11 protein-coding genes are annotated in these 16,112 nt (G+C 69.0%); 8 read left to right on the top strand and 3 right to left on the bottom strand.

Translation table 11 applies throughout. The features are described 5' to 3' along the window. Nucleotides 1–187 precede the first annotated feature (187 nt). The 7 genes from ACVTJA_RS30645 to ACVTJA_RS30615 all read left to right on the top strand — a co-directional run bounded on the left by ACVTJA_RS30645 (nt 188) and on the right by ACVTJA_RS30615 (nt 7,901). Entirely contained in the window at nt 188–898 is a 711-nt protein-coding gene (locus ACVTJA_RS30645; RefSeq protein ID WP_465825054.1) for a YIP1 family protein, read from the top strand. 110 nt (nt 899–1,008) lie between these two features. Further along, nucleotides 1,009–2,337, top strand: coding sequence for a TolC family protein (locus ACVTJA_RS30640; protein WP_465840550.1), 1,329 nt, complete (start codon nt 1,009–1,011; stop codon nt 2,335–2,337). Next, a complete protein-coding gene (locus ACVTJA_RS30635) occupies nt 2,334–3,602 on the top strand; it encodes an efflux RND transporter periplasmic adaptor subunit (protein ID WP_465825053.1) in 1,269 nt (422 codons plus the stop codon). The genes ACVTJA_RS30640 and ACVTJA_RS30635 overlap by 4 nt, the downstream gene beginning before the upstream one ends. Next, complete coding sequence (locus ACVTJA_RS30630) at nt 3,599–4,351, top strand: ABC transporter ATP-binding protein (protein WP_465825052.1); 753 nt, start codon at nt 3,599–3,601, stop codon at nt 4,349–4,351. Before ACVTJA_RS30635 ends, ACVTJA_RS30630 begins: the two co-directional genes overlap by 4 nt. Next, nucleotides 4,348–5,586: an ABC transporter permease gene (locus tag ACVTJA_RS30625; protein ID WP_465825051.1), complete on the top strand. Its 1,239-nt coding sequence runs from the start codon at nt 4,348–4,350 to the stop codon at nt 5,584–5,586. Before ACVTJA_RS30630 ends, ACVTJA_RS30625 begins: the two co-directional genes overlap by 4 nt. Nucleotides 5,587–5,590: 4 nt before the next feature. After that, a complete protein-coding gene (locus tag ACVTJA_RS30620) occupies nt 5,591–6,823 on the top strand; it encodes an ABC transporter permease (protein WP_465825050.1) in 1,233 nt (410 codons plus the stop codon). A 70-nt stretch (nt 6,824–6,893) separates the two neighbouring features. Next, the gene (locus tag ACVTJA_RS30615; protein ID WP_465825049.1) at nt 6,894–7,901 is read left to right on the top strand and encodes a cysteine synthase A; all 1,008 of its coding nucleotides are present in this window, start codon (nt 6,894–6,896) and stop codon (nt 7,899–7,901) included. On the opposite strand, the gene ACVTJA_RS30610 is transcribed toward ACVTJA_RS30615, so the two are convergent. From ACVTJA_RS30610 to ACVTJA_RS30600, 3 genes are all read right to left on the bottom strand, one after another. Further along, complete coding sequence (locus ACVTJA_RS30610) at nt 7,879–9,174, bottom strand: hypothetical protein (protein ID WP_465825048.1); 1,296 nt, start codon at nt 9,172–9,174, stop codon at nt 7,879–7,881. The genes ACVTJA_RS30615 and ACVTJA_RS30610 overlap by 23 nt on opposite strands. Nucleotides 9,175–9,279: 105 nt before the next feature. Continuing rightward, entirely contained in the window at nt 9,280–12,561 is a 3,282-nt protein-coding gene (locus ACVTJA_RS30605; RefSeq protein ID WP_465825047.1) for a hypothetical protein, read from the bottom strand. 312 nt (nt 12,562–12,873) lie between these two features. Further along, nucleotides 12,874–14,166 (bottom strand): DnaA N-terminal domain-containing protein, encoded by a 1,293-nt coding sequence (locus tag ACVTJA_RS30600; RefSeq protein ID WP_465825046.1) that lies wholly within the window; start codon nt 14,164–14,166, stop codon nt 12,874–12,876. Nucleotides 14,167–14,778: 612 nt separating this feature from the next. Here ACVTJA_RS30600 and ACVTJA_RS30595 point away from each other — a divergent pair. Then, the gene (locus ACVTJA_RS30595; RefSeq protein ID WP_465825045.1) at nt 14,779–16,110 is read left to right on the top strand and encodes a hypothetical protein; all 1,332 of its coding nucleotides are present in this window, start codon (nt 14,779–14,781) and stop codon (nt 16,108–16,110) included. Nucleotides 16,111–16,112: the final 2 nt, after the last annotated feature.

Genomic DNA, 16,112 nt, shown 5'->3' with positions numbered 1-16,112 from the left:
TACACCCTCCCCGGGCGTCCGGCAAAATTTCCGCTACAGGTTGCTACAGGTCCGCTGAAACACTGGGGTAGAAAGCGGACCCCAAGCGGAATTCGGTTGGCTGCCTGCTCGTTCTCCGCGTCAATTTCGGCTGGCCGGGCAATTGCCTGAGGGCGAGTGCCGTACATCGCTCAAGACACTCATCTATATGACCTCTCTCGTCCAACCGGTACGCGTCTTCGTCGACCCTTTCGAGGGAACGCGCATCGCCGTCGAGGCCCGCCGCTGGGTGTGGCCTCTCCTGATTCTCGCACTGTGCGTGTCCGCCTCCGGGACGCTCTATTCCCTCCGGTGGGACGCCGCGCCCGACGTCATCCGTGACCTGATGGGCTCGGGTGGGCTGGCCGGCATGTCCGAGGCCGACCTCACGGACAACATCCAGACCGCGAGCCGCAAGGCGCTGGTCGGCGGCATCGCCAAGGGCGTCTTCCTCATGCCGCTCACCGCGCTCCTGCTGGCATGCGCGCTGTGGGTGGTGGGCTGGCTCTTCGACCGGCCGGCGCCCTTCGAGCGGCTGATGTCCGCCGCGGCGCTCGCGCTGCTGCCCATCGCCCTGTACCACCTCATCTTCACCGTCTGCCTCGCGGCGCAGCACTCCGTCACCGCCGCCCGCGCCGCGCAGCTCGTCCCCTCGCACCTGGGCGCGGCCCTCCAGGGATTGAGCCCGAAGATGATGCGCGTGGCCTCCGCAGTGGACTTCTTCAACCTCTGGAGCGCGGGCCTCCTCGGCCTGGGCTTCTCCGCCGCCACCGGCATGAGCAGGGGCCGCGCGCTGCTGCTGGCCTTCGTGCTGTACGCGATGTACGCGGGCGTGACGATGATTGGCCTGCCGGCGATGGGACCGGGAGGTGGCAAGTGAACGCGCTCCTCATCGCCGCCGTCCTCTCCGCCACGCAGGCGGACGCCAACGCTCCGGCGCCCCAGAGCGCCGCCACCCAGGACCCCCTGTCCCCGGCCTCCACCGCCACCGTGCCGGCGAGCCCCGCCGTCACGACGGACGCCACCACGCCCATCTCCCTGGACGAGGTCCGGAAGCTGGGCCGGAACAACACCAACGCCATCCAGGCCCTGCTGGACGTGGATGTCGCCGAGCAGGACGTGCGCGTGTCGCGCTCCGCGCTGCTGCCGCAGCTCAGCCTGGGCGCCTCCGCGGGCAAGACGTGGGCGGGCAAGAGCATCCGCGTCACCACCGCGCCCGACCCGGCGGACCCCACGCGCGCCATCACCAAGGAATACCAGAGCCCCTCGTACAACATCTCCAACTACGACCTGGGCCTGACGCTGACGCAGATTCTCTATGACCGGGCGCGCTTCAAGCAGCTCGAGCAGAGCGGCGTGCTCCGGGACGTGGAGAAGAACCAGGCGCTGGAGGAGGCGGACACCTCCGAGCTGGAGGCCATCCGCCGCTTCTTCGTGCTCTTCCGCACCCAGGCCACCCTCCAGGTGCTGGAGGCCACCGTCAAGCGCAGCGAGGAGCAGCTCGACCGCGCCCGGGCCCTCTTCCAGGCGGGCCGCGTGGGCAAGAACGAGGAGATCCAGGCGCTCGTCAACCTGGGCAATGACCGCATCACCTTCACGGAGACGCTGGCGCAGCTGGTGACGGACCAGACGCAGCTGGCCATCTGGCTGGCCCGCCCCGGCACCGAGCCGCTCCAGGCCGTGGACCCGGGCGTGCTCCAGACGGAGCCGGTGCCGGCCCCCGCCATGGACACCGCGCTCGCGCAGGCCCGTGAGCACCGGGCGCTGCTGGTGGCGCTCCAGGGGCAGGTCCGCTCCGCGGAGCTGCAGCGTGCCATCGCCCGCGCGGAATACGTCCCCCGCCTGTCGGCGCGCGGTGACTACTCGCGCGGTGGGCCGAGCGCGGAGGCCGTCTTCACCGAGCCGCGCCTGCAGCACAGCTTCACCGCCGGCGTGCAGCTCTCCTGGGACCTCTTCAACGGCTTCGCCACGGACGCCCAGTCCAAGCGCGCCGCGGTCAACATCCGTCGGGCCCAGGTGGTGCTGGAGCAGACGGTGCGCGAAATCGAGGCGCAGGTGCGCAGCGCGCACCGCTCGCTGGAGGCCCAGCTGGAGGCCGCGCGCCTGGCCGCGGAGAACCGCGAGGCCGCCGTGCAGGGACTCAGGCTGGCGGAGGAGCGCTTCCGCGCCGGCGCGGGCTCCACCCTGGAGGTTCGCGACGCGCAGCTGAGTCTGACGCAGGCCGAGCTGAGCTTGCTGGAAAACAGGATTGATGTCGAAATCGCCCGCTTCACCTTGCTGCGGGCCATGGGCGCCCTGAGCCCGGGAGAGTCGAAATGAAGTGGTGGAAGGGTGCCATTGCTGGCGTGTTGTTCCTGGGTGCGGCGGCCATCACCGTTGGCGGCCTCAAGGAGCGGCCGCCGCCGTCACTGGAGGTCCAGGTCGCCAAGGCTCGCAAGGGCACCATCACCCGCACCATCACCGGCGCGGGCAAGGTGCAGGCGGCGACGACGGTGAAGATCTCCTCCAGCCTCTCCGGAGACCTGGTGGAGCTGCTCGTGAAGGACGGCGAGCCGGTGAAGAAGGGCCAGGTGCTGGGCCGCATCGACAAGCGCATCTACGAGGCCGCGCTGAAGCAGGCGCTGGCGTCGCAGAACGCCTCGCGCGCGGACTCCCAGGTGGCCGAGGTGGAGGCCAACCGCACCGCGCAGGAGCTGGCGCGCGTGGAGGGGCTGTTGGCGAAGGGGCTGGCGTCGGAGGCGGAGGTGGACCAGGCGCGCGCGGCGAAGAACTCGGCGGACGCGCGGCTGGCGTCCGCGAGGCAGCAGCTCGCGCGCAACGTGGCCATCGTGGACCAGGCGCAGACGGACCTGGCCAAGACGACGCTCCAGTCGCCCATCGACGGCAACGTCATCGAGCTGTCGCGCGAGGTGGGTGAGCGCGTGCGCGGCTCGGAGCTGTCCGAGGACGTGGTGATGACCATCGCCGCGCTCAGCGCCATGGAGGTGAAGTTCGAGGTGGGCGAGCACGAGGTGGTGCACCTCAAGCCCGGCCAGCCCGCCGAGGTGTCGCTGGACGCGCTGGAGGGTCAGACGTTCAGCGGCTCCGTGGTGGAGATTGCGCAGAAGGCGCTCATCAAGAACGCAGGCACCGAGGCGGAGGTGACGAGCTTCCCCGTCACGGTGGCGCTGGACACGCGGCCTCCGGGCGTGCTGCCCGGCATGAGCGCCGAGGTGCGCATCTCCGCGGAGACGCGCAACGACGTGGTGCTGGTGCCCATCCAGGCGGTGACGGTGCGCGCCGCGCGCTCGCTGCCGGACTACAAGGAGTCGGTGGAGGGTGGGGCGCTGACGGCCAAGCGCACCGAGTCGCTGGCCAAGGTGGTCTTCGTGGTGGACGCGGACAACAAGGCGAAGGTCGTCCCGGTGACGACGGGCATCGCCTCGGACACCGAGCTGGAGATCCTCACCGGCATCAAGGACGGGGACCGCGTGGTGGAGGGTCCGTACCGCACGCTGTCCAAGGAGCTCAACCACGGCGACGTGGTGCGTGAGCCCGAGCCGGGTCAGGGCCCGGGCGGCATGAAGGGTGGGCGGAAGTCGTGAGTCAAGGAAGCGGCGCGGGGCCCCTCATCCAGGTGGAGAACATCACCCGCGTCTTCCACGTGGGTGGCGAGGAGGTGCGCGCGCTGCGCGGCGTCTCCTTCAACATCAACCGCGGCGAGTGGGTGGCCATCATCGGCCAGTCGGGCTCGGGCAAGAGCACGATGATGAACGTGCTGGGCTGTCTCGACACGCCCACCAGCGGTCGCTACATGCTGAATGGCAAGGACGTCTCGCGCATGAGCGACGACGAGCTGGCCACCATCCGCAACGTGGAGATTGGCTTCATCTTCCAGACGTTCCAGCTGCTGCCGCGCGAGACGGCGCTGGCCAACGTGGAGCTGCCGCTGGTGTACCGCGGCGTGTCCGCGCGCGAGCGGCGCGAGCGGGCGAAGGCGGCGCTGGACAAGGTCCAGCTCACGCAACGCATGCACCACCGGCCCAACGAGCTGTCCGGCGGTCAGCGCCAGCGCGTGGCCATTGCCCGCGCGCTGGTGGCCGAGCCGTCCATGCTGCTGGCGGACGAGCCCACCGGCAACCTGGACTCGGCGACGGGTGAGGAAATCGTCCGGCTCTTCGAGCAGCTCCACCACGCGGGCCACACGCTGGTGCTCGTCACGCACGAGCCCAAGCTGGCGGCGCGCTGCCCCCGGGCCATCCGCCTGAGCGACGGAGAGATTGTCGCGGACGGCGTGGGTCGTGAGGTGGCCCTGGGCACGACCGCCGCGGTGCTGGCGGCGGGGGGCGCATGAGCGCTCCGAAGGGCTTCCGGGTGGACGTGCTGGAGGGCGCGCGCATCGCACTCTTCTCGCTCAAGGCCAACCGCCTGCGCACGGTGTTGACGACGCTGGGCATCGGCATCGGAGTGGCCACGCTGCTGGCCATCGTCGGCATCATCCAGGGGCTCAACACGTCCTTCCACCGGCAGCTCGCCGGCTTCGGCGCCAACACGCTCTACGTCTCCAAGTTCCCGTGGATGATGAAGGGCGACTGGTGGGTGTACCGGAACCGGAAGAACTTCACGCTGGAGCAGGTGGACCGGCTGCGCAACCTGGCGCCGTTCCTGTCGGCCATCTCGCCCTACGTGCAGCGCGTGGCGGACGTGGGCTCCGGCGGCGAGCAGATGTCCTCGGTGCGCATCACCGGCGTTACGCAGCAGTACCTCGCCGTCGCCGGCTATGAAGTCACGGGCGGGCGCTTCATCAGCGAGGCGGACGACGAGGTGACGCGGCCGGTGGCGGTGATTGGCGCGGACGTGGCGGACGCGCTCTTCCCCGGCATCAGCCCGGTGGGGCGCACCCTCCGCATCGAGAACCGCACGTACCAGGTGGTGGGCACGCTCAGCCGCAAGGGGAAGATCGTCAACGAGAGCCTGGACCTCGTCGTCTTCATCCCCTTCAAGACGTTCTATTCGAGCTTCGGCCGGGGCCGCGGCCTGGAGATAGCGTTGGCCGTGGAGGACGCCACGAAGGTGAAGCAGGCGGAGGACCAGCTCATCGGCATCCTCCGGCGCGTGCGCTCCACGCCACCGGGTGCGGCGGACGACTTCACCATCAACAAGGCGGAGGCCATGGCGCAGACGTACGAGCAGCTCACGGGAGCGCTCTACGGCGTCGCCACGGGCGTGGGCCTCATCACGCTGCTGGTGGGCGGCATCGGCATCATGAACATCATGCTGGTGTCCGTGCGCGAGCGGACGCGTGAGATTGGCGTGCGCCGGGCCCTGGGCGCGCGCAAGCGCACCATCGTCTTCCAGTTCCTCATGGAGGCGGCGAGCGTGTCCGCGGTGGGCGGCCTGCTGGGGACCACGGTGGGGCTGGGCACGGCGAAGGTCGTGTCGCTCATCACCCCGCTGGCGGCGGACGTACGGCCGAGCACAATCCTGGGCGGGGTGTTCTTCGCGGCGCTGGTGGGCCTGCTCTTCGGCATCTGGCCCGCGGCGCGCGCGGCCAACCTGGACCCGGTGGAAGCCCTCCGGTACGAGTGAAGCGATGCGAGCCTTCCTGGACAACCTGCGGCTGGCACTGGGCACGTTCCTGGGCAACCCGCTGCGCTCGCTGCTGACGCTGCTGGGCATCGTCATCGGCGTGGCGACGGTCATCACCATGATGGGGCTCATCGAGGGGCTCCGCGAGAAGGTGAACCACGACCTGGGCCGCATGGGGGCCCACACGTTCCAGGTGACGAAGTGGCCCGCGGGCGGCTTCGCGCGCATCAACTGGGCGAAGTTCGCCAAGCGGCAGGACATCGACATGGAGGACGTGCGCGCCATCGAGGAGTCCTGCCCGTCGGTGGGCGTGGTGGCGCCCACGGACGACGACGGCGGCCAGAAGGTGGCCACGGCGAGCATCGAGACGCGGCCGTCGGTGCGCGTGTTCGGCACGCAGACGAACTACACGCTGACGAGCGGCCTGACGGTGCAGTCCGGCCGCTACTTCAACGACGTGGAGGCGCTGGACGGCCGGCCCGTGGTGGTGCTGGGCACGGACGTGTCGGACGTGCTCTTCCCCGGCATGGACCCGGTGGGCCACGAGGTGCGCATCAAGGGCCGGCCCTTCCGCGTCATCGGCGTGCTGCAGCGGCGCGGCAGCATGATGGGCATGTTCAGCCTGGACAACCAGGTGATGATGCCGCTGCGCATCTTCCAGCAGCTCTACGGGAAGAACCGCTCGCTGGACGTGGACGTGCAGGCGAAGGAGCCCGCCCTGTTCCAGAAGGCGCAGGACGAGGTGGCCACGCTGATGCGCCGCCGCCGGGGCGTGGCGGCGAACATGCCCAACGACTTCGAAATCCACACCAACGAGTCGATGACGGCGTCCTTCAACCAGCTCTCCGTGGTCATCACCATCGCCGGCATCGGCGTGTGCCTGCTGTCGCTGGTGGTGGGCGGCATCGGCATCCTGAACATCATGCTGGTGTCGGTGATGGAGCGGACGAAGGAGATTGGCGTGCGCAAGGCGCTGGGCGCGAAGAAGGCGCGCATCCTCGGGCAGTTCGCCACCGAGGCGGTGCTGCTGTCGCTGATGGGCGGCGCGCTGGGCGTGGGGCTGGGCTTCTTCCTCGTCTTCCTCGGGAACTGGATGCTGCGCTTCCCCATGCTCGTGCCGCCGTGGGCCGTGGCGCTGGCGCTGTTCATGAGCTGCGGGGTGGGGCTCCTGTTCGGCATCTACCCGGCCGCCCGGGCGGCGAAGCTGGACCCCGTCGAGGCGATGCGCGCGGATTGAGGGCCGCGTGGGTTGCCTCGCACGTGGGACTTCCGCTACGGGAGAGTCCCAAGCCACGAGGCACACACGCATGGCACCACGCATTGGCTCACTCTGGGACTCGGTGGGGAACACGCCGCTTCTGCGCATCGGCTCACTGAGCCGGCAGACGGGGTGTGACATCCTCGGCAAGGCCGAGTTCATGAACCCCGGCGGCAGCATCAAGGACCGCGCCGCGAAGGGGATGATTCGCCGCGCGGAGGAGCAGGGGCTCTTGAAGCCCGGCGGCACGCTCGTCGAGGGCACCGCCGGAAACACCGGCATCGGGCTGGGCCTGCTGGGCCGCGAGCGCGGCTACCGCGTCGTCGTCACCATGCCGGACAACCAGGCTCGCGAGAAGTACGAGTACCTGGAGGCCATGGGCGTGGAGGTCCGCAAGGTGCCCGCGGTGCCCTTCGCCAACCCGAATCACTTCTTCCACCAGGCGCGCACGCTGTCGGAGCAGCACGGCTGGTTCTGGGCGAACCAGTTCGAGAACCCGGCCAACGGCGACTTCCACTACGAGACGACGGGTCCCGAAATCTGGGAGCAGTGCGAGGGGCGCGTGGACGTGCTCGTCGCGTCGGTGGGCAGCGGCGGGACGATGTCCGGTGTCAGCCGCTTCCTGAAGGAGAAGAACCCGGCGCTGCGCGTGGTGCTGGTGGACCCGCCGGGCTCGGGCCTCTACTGCTACGTGCGCGAGGGGAAGATGGAGGGCCCGGGTTCCTCCATCACCGAGGGCATCGGCATCATGCGCCTCACGGAGAACTTCCGGCGCGCCCGCGTGGACGAGGCGATGCGCCTGGGCGACCAGGACATGCTGGAGATGCTCTACCACCTGGCCCGCGAGGACGCGCTCGTGGTGGGCACCTCGGCCGCCCTCAACGTGCGCGCCGCGTGGGAGATTGCACGGCGTCACCAGGGCGAGGGGCTGCGCATCGTCACCTTCCTGTGTGACCACGGCAGCCGCTACGCCTCGAAGGTGTTCAACGCGGAGTTCCTCGCCTCGAAGCAGCTCGAGGTGAGGCCGCTGCCCGTCAGTCCTCCCGAAGCACGGTGAGGCCGGTGTCCGTGAGGACGTAGAGCATCGCGGGCTTCACGGTGGGGTCGTAGACGAGCTGGAGCACCTGGTCTCCGCCCACCGTGTCCACGCGGTTCAGCGTCTCGCCGTCCTCCTCGATGCGCCACAGGCCCGCGTCGTGGGTGCCCACGTAGACGGCGCCGCTATCCACGGCGGCGAGCGACGTCACGTTGTCGGAGGGCAGGGCGGTGAGGCGCGTGTAGCTCGCGCTGGAGCGGTCCTTCTGCTCCATGCGCCACAGGCCGTGGTCCTTGCTGCCCACCCAGGTAACTCCCTTCTTCGTACGGGTGATGGCGCGCCAGTAGTCGAAGGACTCCAGGCTGTTGAGCTGTGCATTGTGGCCCTTGTAGCGCCACGGCACCGGGCCCTCCCAGGTGCGCTCCTTGTCGAAGTCCTCCAACACGCCGTTGGGTTCGAGGATGCCCACCATCCAGTCGTTGGCGACCAGCACCTCGCCGTCCGGGCCGATGCCCAGGCCCCAGTTGAAGCCAGCCTGGAGTGAGTCGCCGTCCGCGTACCACGCGGCGTGACGGTGGCTGTTGTACGTGAGGCCGCGCACCAGTGTGACGCCGTGGTTGGTGCCGATGTAGAGGTCGCCCTTGTCGCGCCCGCGCATCACCCGCGCGCAGGTGAGGACAGAGCGGTCCTCGTCGAAGTGGAAGTCATTCGTGTTGCGGATGCCCAGTTGCTGCTTTCCGCCGGACACGCCCGCGCTGCGCCACAGGTGCTCCTCCAGTACCACCGTGCCGTCGGACTCCAGGCGCACCGCGTCCAGGTCCCCCTTCTGGTACTCGGCGAAGCGTGCGGCGCTGTAGTGGGGCTCTCCGGGCGCGGGGATGTACGCGTGCGGCTTGTCCGGTATCTCGGGCTGGAGCTCGTACGTGTGATAGCCCACGTAGGCGCGGCCCGCCTCGCCGCCGCAGATGACGGTGGAGCCGAGCGCCTTCTTGTCCCGCCCGAAGCCCTCCGCGGCCTGGCCCACGCCTCGCGTCCACGTGGGCGCCGTGTCGCCGGGACGCAGCACGCCGATTTCCGCGCCGCGCAGCAGCCAGATGTTGTGAGCCTCGTCGACACCGACGCTGCGCACTCCGGCGCCGATGCCGAAGGCCGTCGCGTAGTCCTTCACCGCGTCCATGGGCCACGGGCCCGGGCCACCCACCGCGTCGACCGAGTCACCGTCCTTCGACTCACCACATGCGCCCAGCAGCACCGCCGCGCCCACCACCGCCGCCCATCTCCAACCGCCGCGCATCTACCCTCCTGGCTGCTCCTGCCGGATGTACAGCAAGCGGCATGCCCGGTAGGGATGGGAAGAAGTCTTCCCACCGTGACGACTTCGGAGGAACGGCGGTGCGGCTCAGGGCTTCGAGGGCTTGCCGACCAGGGACTTCACGGTGTCGACGACGCGGACGCCCTCCTTCTCCATGCCGCTGTTCTGCGCCGCCCCGGCGTTGACGAACATGTCCACGGGCACGACGGGCCGGTTGGGGTCCTTCGTCAGGATGAAGTCTCCCAGGTTCACCTCGCTCAGGTGCTTGCCGTCGCGACGCAGGCGCGCTTCCAGGTCCTGCAGGGCCTTCACGTGCGCCTCGGTGATGGGGAAGGGGAGCTTCTCTCCGCGAGCCTGCGCCTCCAGCAGCCGCTTCACGTCGACGCCGTCAATCTTCTCCATGGCAAGCGCCTCGCGCCACAGGCCCGTCTCCGGATCCTCGATGCGCACGCGGGCGCGGAACTCCGGTCCGCCGTAGGGCTTCAGCCCCTTGAGCACCTGCTCATCGCTGTCGAATGAGTGGTTCAACAGCGCGTCCGTCTTGAACATCGTGGGCTTGCCCTGGAACTGGCCCTCGAAGAAGACGCCGACGCCGCCGGAGTCGTTCGTCACGTTCTTCACGGCGCCCGCGGGAGGCAGCTTCGACAGGCGCTCGGCCTGCATCATCGCGACGGAGACATCGGTGTCCCTCACGACGCCGCGCGTGACGCCTTCCAGCACCTTCTTCGCGTAGGCGACGAGCTTCGGGTCCTTCGAGCTGGCCACGCGCAGCAGCACGCCCGGCGGCGTGCCTCCGAAAGACTTGAGGAAGGCGGAGGGGTACTCCTCGCGGAGCGTCTTCATCAGCTTCCCCACCTCCGGGTCACCTCCCGCATCCTCGAAGGCCTTCAGCAGGTCATCGTGGTACTTCGTCTCCAGGGCCAGGCCATTCACGGGGTCGTCGAAGTCCGCGTCACGGGCCTTGAGCTGGAGCTCCTCCACCCGCTTCATCGCATCCTCGACGGCGCGCGGCGTCTCGGACTTCACCGGAGGCGTCTTCACGGGCGACGTCTTCACCGTGGCCGGCTTCACCGCCTCCGTGGGCTTCTGCACGGGCTTCGGTGTCGTCTGCGTCTTGCTGGCCGGCGTCGGCTTCGTCGCCTCCAGTTGCTCCACGAGCTCGCGCCGCGCGAGCTCGTCCGAGGCCTTGCGCGCATTGCGCGCCCGCTGCACGCCGTCCTCGAAGGTCTGCTTGAGCTGCTTCATCGTCTCCGGAGAAGGCTGGTCATCGATGACCTTCATCGCCCGCAGCTCGCCCAGGAAGCTCTCGAAGTTCTCGTCCCCACGCTCCGCGAGCGCGTGCGCGACATCGCGGAGTTTGCCGAGCCGCTCGTCGGGAATCTTCCCGAGCGGGAGCGGGCCCTCCGAGAGCAGGCCCTCCACCTGTTGCCGCAGATTCTGCTGCTGCTTCGCCGCGTCCATCATCCGGCCCCGGAGCTGGGGCGTGACTTCGGGCAGCGCCTTCAGGTTCCGCTCGAGGCTGATGAGGTCATTGGATTCGTTGAAGCCCTTGATGGCCTGCTTCATCGAGCTGAACACCTTGAGCGCCTTGGCGGCGCCGCCCAGCTCGACCACCGCGCCGGCCGTGGCCAGCACCGCCCACGCCATGGTGGGCTCGTCCTTCATCATCCCCGCGCCGAAGGCGGCCTTGTCGACGAGGTACTGCTTCCAGCTCGCCTGCGCCTCGTAGCCCGCGAAGAGCGCACCGCCCACCGCGAACCCCGCGCCTACCCAGCCGCCACCTCCGGAGAGGAGCCCGGCCCCGATGAGCACGCCCGTCTTGAGTGCCGTCGTGGCGAGCTCCACCTTGCGCTTGTCGCGCAGGTGATCATCCAGGACGAGCCCGAAGAGCGAGCCGGGCTGCATGCCGTGCACCGCGCGCGAGGCGTCGAGCAGCGGCTCCATGCTGTAGATGAGCTCGGGGTTCTTCGCCAGGTTCTCACGCGTGGCCTTGATGTCCGCCCTGCGCTGCGAGATCTGCTCCAGCAGCGTGCGCTTGAAGTCCGCGGGCGCGGACTTCGCGAGCCGCGCGGCGAACTCCGGGTCGCGCAGAATGGGGTGCTTGTCGGAGAGCCCCTTGAGCAATTGCTCCGCCCTGAACTCCAGGCTGCGGACCTCGTCCCGCAGCTTCTTGGGGTCGCCCGGCGGAATGGACTTCGCCGCGTTGGGCGGATTCTCGATGGCCTGCACCTTCGCGCGGAGCTTCTGCGCCTCGGACAGCAGCTTGCGCGCCTGGTCGAGCTCCGCGTAGAGGTCCGACGAGTTCTCGTAGCGCTTCTGCGCCTCGACGAAGACGTGCTCGTACTGCGTGAGCCGGTCGAGGCCGCGCTCCAGCGTGTCCTGCTGGAAGGCCTGCGTGAACTCGCGGATGGCGGCGCTGAAGGACTCGACGTCCTTGTAGCCGTACGCCTGGAGCTGCGTTTCGAGCTCCTTCTTCGCGTCGAAGAGGTTCTGCGGGGTGATGCCCGAGTCCGGTCCGGCACTGGCCTCGAGCGAGAGATACCCGCGGTACTTCTGGTATAGCTCCACGGGCGTGTAGAGCCGCGTCTGCAGCTCGCGGACGCGGTCGCTGGTCGCCGCCCGCTGCGCACGGTGCTCACGGTAGGCGTCGATGGACTTCTCCAGCTCGCCCCAGTCCGTCGTGTAGCCGGTGGTGCTGCTCAGGTAATCGGCGAGGTCCTTCGGCGAGAAGGTGGCCAGCTTCTCGGCGATGCGGCGGGCCGCCTCGCCGTCCCACTTGAACTCCGTGGTGCCCTTCACCAGGAACTCGCGCAGGTGGGGCGGCAGGCCCTGGACGTCCTTGAGCCGGCGGGTCAGCTCGCGGCGCAGGTCATCGCGGTACTCCCGCTCCTGCGGCGTCGTGGGCTTCGTGCCGCCCTGGGTCTTCTGCCCGTACAGGCGATCTGCTTCGCCGTTGAGCCAGTCCTTGTCACCAGCGCCGAGCCCCTGGAAGTCCTTGTCCGCTTCGGCCGCCTCCTTCGACTCCGCGGGGCTCTTCACCTCGAGCTCCACGTTGATGACCATGAAGCCGTTCTTGATGAGGGCTCCCATCTGCGCGTCTGTGGGAACTGGATCCCTCCAACTCTGATCCATGGCCTTCGGGTGCCGCCGGTGGAGCTGGTCATTCAGCAGCTCCAGCGCCTCCTTGCTGTTGGGGTTCCGGCCGTTGAGCTGGATGAACTCCCGCACGTCGACAGTGAAGGGCACGGACACGGTCTTCTGCGTCTGCGTCTTCCCGGGAGAAATGACGGGCGACAGGGACACGAGCGCCGAGGGCTGCAACGCGCTCGTCGGCTTCGAGAGCAGCAGAGGCAGCGCCGTGGCCGGCACGGAGTCGCCGCCGAGTAGCGGACTGTTCCCCGGCGTCGGACCTCCCAGCAGATCCAGTCGTCGCGGCGTGCTGGAGGAGCTGGAGGTGAAGCCGTCCTGGAGCCGCGGCTGCGGACGCGGGCTGTTCGATGGGACGGAGCTGGACGGTGTCAGCTCGGTGCGGCGGAGGGGAGATGCCCCCGTGAAGGTCGATGTTGGAACGCGCGCTGCGGGACCCTGGACGCCCATCGTGTACCCCCTCGAAGAGTCGAAGCGACCTCGGCTTCACGAGGGGATGGGGCAGGGGGAAATCTTTTGCATTCCGGCCCGCGATTATCCGGGCAGGCCCGTTGCGACTTCGGCCGCGTGTTCCTCGCCGGGGACCTGCCACCGCACGCCCAGCAGCCCACAGTCGCGCACCAGCGAGTCCACCAGGGCGCCGTAGTTCTCCTCCACCCACTGCCGGAAGTAGAGGTCGGGCACGGCGAGGATCAGCCGCCCATCCTGTACGTCCACCGGATGGGCCTTCTGGAGCCACAGGAGGGCGTAGCGCTTGCCCTGCTCGTGCAGCCGGATCAGGCACCGCTGCCACGAGAGCCCCGCCTGCGACGTCACGTCCACGGACGGCATTCCGGATGCGTCGGCGGGCTCGGCGGCGTCGGGCGCGTCATGCGGCACGTAGCGAACCCAGACCTTGGGCGAGCAGAAGGCCATGACCGTGCCCACCGGCTGACGGGAGCGGCCCCAGTCGGACTGGAGGTAGCCGCGGCAGGCCGTCAGCAGACGTCCCTCGTCACCGCCCACCTTGGCGAGGGCGTGGCGGTACCAGTCCGACCAGCCCTGGGGCATGTCCTCGCGAGGCACGCCCCGGAAGGCGCGGGTGCGCTCGTCCTGGAAGCGCTCGAAGAAGGACTGCGCCTGGGCCGCTGGATCACGCGGCGGGGCCTCCGGCGGCGCCGGCTCTCCGGGCGGCAGGGACACCGGAACGAGATGCGTGCCGGGCAGGGCGAGCTGGACCGGATCATCCTCCACGGACATGACCTCGTCCGGTGGCGGGGGCGGTGGAACGGGCGCGAGATGCGCCAGGGATGATCCGAGATCCATCGCCGCTGCTGCTGCAGAAAGAAGACTCTTCTTCTCCGTCTCCTTCTCCCTCTTCTTTCTGGCGGCGGATGTCCCGGTCGCGTCCTGCGGACGTCCTGCGGACGCGACGGCGGCCTTGGCGGCGCGCTCCTTTCGTTTTCGCTCGGCTTCCTTCCTCCTCTTTTCGAGGACTTGCACGTAGCGATCACAGAGGGTGAGCCGGATGTCGTCGCCTTCGCGCACGAGGATTCCTGTGCGGAGCAGCGCGTCCCAGAACGCGCCGGGAGCGCCCGTCCAGCGGACCGCGCCCTCGACCGCTTCACACCAGACGGCCTCGTCCGCGGACACGTCCCGCGGACGTCCCGCGGACGCGGGAAAGGGCTCGAAGCGTCCGGAGGGCAGGGCCTGAACGGCCCAGATCTGCAGCTCGACGATGGCGCCGAGGAACGCACGGCGCTCCATGCCCAGCGAGCGCGCGGCACCCACCACGGCGAGGCTCATGGGGAAGCCGACGTCCACCTGCACCCAGTCCAACCCGCCCACGTCACTGCCTCCCAATGGGCCCGCGCTCGAAGCGTCGGGCCCGTTGCGTGCGTCTGGTGCTCGTCGGTGTCCCCAACCGTTTTCCAGGTGCGCGGGACACCGCGACACGCACCTTCCATGCCTGTTCCACCCTGTCGCACCCCCAGCACGGAGGGGCCCCGGGCGCATGAGCAGATCGCGGCCCACCACTACGACAGAGACGTGTCGCTGATCCAGACCTGTGCGATCTGTGTCGCGCGTGTGAAGGCGTCTACCCCCTGGGTTCGCCGCGCGGCGCCCCTTCACGGAGGGTGTGTCGCGAGAGTGGGATGATCCGCTCCCGAAGCGCGTCCACTACAGCGTGCAACAGGGTTCACCCGGGGCTGATCCGCGCCGGACGAGGGAGTCGCTGTTTACACCGTGCGTGGTGATCAAGTGCGCAGATCCGGCGGATCTCCGGCTCAAAATTTTTTGATCGCGATCAGGCCGATCTGATCAGCGCACAATCGAGGTGATCAGGCGTATTTGTATGCATTTGTGAGTATTTGGCCTGCACGATTTCTGCACAATCATTCCTCACGAAGCGCACGAGCGGGCCATTCGCGTTGCACACCCGCCACGCATCCTGCGCTCATGAATGCTCCGCCTCCGCCGCCTTCTCCCCGTCCGCCCCGCGCGCCTGACGGAACCTTCCGCCGGGCCCTGCGGTGGCTCGTCGCGCACCACGTCTTCGGCAGTCTGTTCATCGTCGTCTTCGCCACGGCCGTCATCGCCGGGCAGGTGGCGAACCGGACGGACTTCGCCAACTCCGAGCTCGCCGCCGGGGTGGAGGACCGCTGGGGCGCTCCCGTCACCCAGCCCGCGCCCTCGCTGCGCTACGTGCACAGCGGCACCATCTTCACCGAGTTGAAGCCGCTCGCCTTCGACCGGCAGCACGTCCAGGTGAAGGCGCAGATGAACTACCGCAAGCGCGGCCTGCGCTACTTCTCCGGCTTCGACTTCACGCTCGACGCCGACTACGCGGTGGTCAACCGCGAGGGCCGCGACATCGACGTGGCCTTCATCTTCCCCATCGAGATGGACAAGTCGCAGGTGCTCCTCTCGGAGCTCCAGTTCCTCGTCGACGGCAAGGAGTCCAGCCTGGACCTGGGCGAGTCCGGCAACCGGCTCGTCTGGACGGGCCGCATCGCCAAGGACGCAACGTCCCGCTTCGCCATCCGCTACCGCGCGCGGGGCCTGAACTCCTTCGTGTACAAGCTGGACCCGGCGCTGCCCGCGCGTGACGTTCGCGTCCACGTCGCCGTGGAGGGCGGAGAGAACTTCGACTACCCGGCCGGCGTGCTCTCCGCGTCGTCCGTGCAGACGGACAGCGACACGGTGACGCTGGACTGGGCCTTCCAGTCGCTCGAGTCCGGCGTCAACCTGGGCGTCATCCTCCCCTCGGAGAAGACCTTCGACGCCATGGTCTCCACCATGGCGAGCCGCGCGTGGGTGCCGTTCGTCGCGCTGCTGGTGCTGCTCGCCGCGCTCGGCCTGCGCCACCGCCGGCCCATGGCGCTCCACGAGACGTACCTGCTGGCCGCCGTCTACGGCTTCTTCTTCGTGCTGCTCTCGTACCTGGCCGCCTTCATGAACTTCTACGTCGCCTATGCCATCTCCGCGCTGGGACTGGGCGCGGCGGTGGTGGCCTGGGTCCGGTGGATCTTCCCCAAGGAGCGCCTCGGCGTGCTCATCGGCCTGTGGAGCGCGACGCTCATCGTCCCCACCGCCGCCGTCATCCTCGAGGGCTACACCGGCCTCATCTACACGCTGGAAATCCTCGCGGCGCTGCTCGGCCTGATGGTGCTCTCCACCCGCGCCAGCGTGCGCGCCTTCCTCTCCGACTTGTCGCAGCCCGGTGAGCCGCCGCGTGCCGCCGCCGTCGCCGCTGTTCCTTCCACCCCTGTCACCCCGGAAGCGAGCTGATT

It is taken from the genome of Pyxidicoccus sp. M6 (assembly GCF_055568925.1).
This window is presented reverse-complemented; position numbering and strand designations above follow the sequence as displayed.